This window comes from Actinocrinis sp., from assembly GCF_035938995.1.
Taxonomy (GTDB): Bacteria; Actinomycetota; Actinomycetes; order Streptomycetales; family Catenulisporaceae; genus DASZGI01.
The window spans coordinates 1-2543 of the sequence record NZ_DASZGI010000046.1 but is presented as its reverse complement, the minus strand read 5'-3'; the positions used below and the strand labels follow the sequence as shown (position 1 = coordinate 2543).

2 protein-coding genes and 1 pseudogene are annotated in these 2543 nt (G+C 70.1%); 1 reads left to right on the top strand and 2 read right to left on the bottom strand.

Annotated elements, in window-relative coordinates:
• The first annotated feature begins 85 nt into the window (after nt 1–85).
• Nucleotides 86–466: a DUF1304 domain-containing protein gene (locus tag VGZ32_RS03145; RefSeq protein WP_326884259.1), complete on the top strand. Its 381-nt coding sequence runs from the start codon at nt 86–88 to the stop codon at nt 464–466.
• On the opposite strand, the gene VGZ32_RS03140 is transcribed toward VGZ32_RS03145, so the two are convergent.
• Both VGZ32_RS03140 and VGZ32_RS28560 read right to left on the bottom strand, forming a co-directional pair.
• A complete protein-coding gene (locus tag VGZ32_RS03140) occupies nt 463–1221 on the bottom strand; it encodes a Mut7-C RNAse domain-containing protein (protein ID WP_326884258.1) in 759 nt (252 codons plus the stop codon). The two genes, VGZ32_RS03145 and VGZ32_RS03140, sit on opposite strands and share 4 nt — an antisense overlap.
• A gap of 103 nt (nt 1222–1324) precedes the next feature.
• Nucleotides 1325–2347, bottom strand: a pseudogene (locus VGZ32_RS28560) (LLM class flavin-dependent oxidoreductase).
• Nucleotides 2348–2543: the final 196 nt, after the last annotated feature.

Sequence of the window (2543 nt, the reverse complement as noted above, 5' to 3'; positions counted from 1 at the left end):
TGCAGCCGCGCCGAGCGGAACCGGCACGCCGACCTTCTCCATTCGACGGACGGTTCTGCGCGCCCGCCGGCCCTAGAGTGTCGGTGTGCTGATCACCGGACTCGTGCTCGCGGGCCTCGCCGCCCTGATTCACATCTACATCTTCGTGCTGGAGTCGCTGCGCTGGGAGCGCCCGGCGACCCGGGCGGCCTTCGGGGTCACCGCCGAGACTGCTGCGGCGACCAGGCCCCTGGCGTTCAACCAGGGTTTCTACAACCTGTTCCTGGCGATCGAGGTCGTGCTCGGGCTCGCGCTGCTGGGCACGCAGCGCCGAGCCGGGATCGGCTTGGTCGCATTCGCGGCCGGATCGATGCTCGCCGCGGCACTGGTTCTGGTGCTCAGCGACCGCACGAAGCTGCGCGCCGCCGCAGTTCAGGGCGGCTTCCCGCTGCTCGCTGAGATCGCGCTGCTGGTACACGCCCTTTAGGCGGCGGCGTTCGCGGCGGACTCCGCGTCCTTCATGTGCCGCAGCGCGTGCTGCACGATCGCGTCGAGACGCTCCGCGTGCGCGCCGCGCCAATACGTGTGACCGCACGCGGAGCATTCGGCAAACGTCTCGTACGTGCGCTGAGTACCTGAAGGCACCCGGCCGCGCACTGCCTCCTTCGCGGCCTGGCGCAGTTCGCCGTTGCAGGCGGTGCATCGCGTCCACGGCGCGAGCGGTGGGACGAAGCGGGTGAGTACCTCGTCAAGCTGCTGAGCCGGGCGGTGGCTGTAGACGAAAGCGCCGGCGAATAGTTCGCGGCGGCGCAGCAGGCCGCGGTCGCGCGACAGCATGATCCGCTGTTCCGCCGCCGACTTGGCCGCCAGGGCGCCGTCGCCGATATCCGGGTTCTCATACGCGGCATCCAGGCCGAGCAGCCGCATGCGGCGGGCGAGTGTGCCGAGGTGGATGTCGAGCAGGAAGCGCGGCGGCACGCCTGCGTGGGGCGGCCGCTGTGGCAGGCGGACCGCGTCGACCTCGATCCGCTCCCCCGCGCTTGGAACATGCGCGGCGGCCACCGGCCTGCCACCCACCCGCAGGGCACCCACTTCGGTCAGCGGCGCGCCGAGGGGCTCGATGAGGTGGCCGAGCGACGAGACGCCGTCGCAGCGCACCTTTGCCCCGGCCGCCCGGCGGGTGGAGCCGAGGAACAGATGCAGGCGCGGGTCGAATCCGATCTGGATCTCCACGGGCTCCACCCGACCAGCATCCCAGTGCCACCTTGCCGTATGTGAACGCATTACCGTCCCGCGTACCGCTCACGGGCGCGCGAGCCCGGCCCGAGGCTCGACCAGAGGTTGATCAGCGCCAACCAAGCGCCGGTGCGACGTGCGTGAGGATGCTCTCGATCGCGTGGGCGTTGTAGTCGATGCCGAGCTGGTTGGGCACGGTCAGCAGCAGCGTGTCGGCCTCTGCGATGACTTCGTCCTCGGCCGGCTGCTTCACTAGCGTCTCGGGCTCGTCAGCGTACGTGCGGCCGAAGATCGCCCGCGTGTCGGCGTCGATATACCCGATCTGGTCGGCGCTCTTGCCCTCCCGGCCGAAGTACGCGCGGTCCATGTCGTTCGTCAGCGCGAAGATGCAGCGCGAGACGGACACGCGCGGCTCACGCTTCCATCCGGCCTCGCTCCACGCCTCGCGGAAGGTCCGGATCTGCGCCGCCTGCTGCACGTGGAACGGCGCGCCGCCCTCGTCGTTCTTCAGCGTCGAGCTCATCAGGTGCATGCCGAGCTGTGCCGCCCACACCGCGGTGCCGTTGGAGCCTGCGCCCCGCCAGATCCGCTCCCGCAAGCCCTCGGATTACGGTTCGACGCGCAGCAGCCCCGGCGGGTTCGGGAACATCGGCCGCGGGTTCGGCTGCGCGAACCCCTTGCCGTCCAGGGCCTTCAGCAGCACCTCGGTGTGCTTGCGCGCCATGTCGGCGTCGCTGTCGCCCTCACTCGGCTGGTAGCCGAAGTACCGTCACCCGTCGATGACCTGTCTGGGTGACCCGCGGCTGATCCCGAGCTGCAGCCGCCCGCCCGAGACCAGGTCCGCCGCTCCGGCGTCCTCCGCTGTGTACATCGGATTCTCGTACCGCATGTCGATCACGGCCGTGCCGATCTCGATCCGCGAGGTGCGGGCACCGACCGCCGCCGGCAGCGGGAACGGCGACCCCAGCTGCCGGGCGAAGTGGTGCACCCGAAAGTAGGCGCCATCCGCGCCCAATTCCTCGGCGGCCACCGCCAGGTCGACGGCCTGCAGCAACGCGTCCGACGCCGTTCTCGTCTGCGAGTGCGGCGTGTCGGACCGGTGTCCGAAGGAGAGGAAGCCGACGCTCTTCACAGTCGGGACAACCCAGCGGGGATTTAGTTGATTTCTCCACAACCCGGCGGTCGAGGACTCCACGGATTGCCCACCGGCCGGACGGCACCTGTGACCGGATCGCGCGACCGCGCCGCCGCCATCGACCACGCACACTGACGCCGCATCGGCTGACGCGGTCGCGCATCCGTCACTGCGACCTGCTATCCGAGTACGC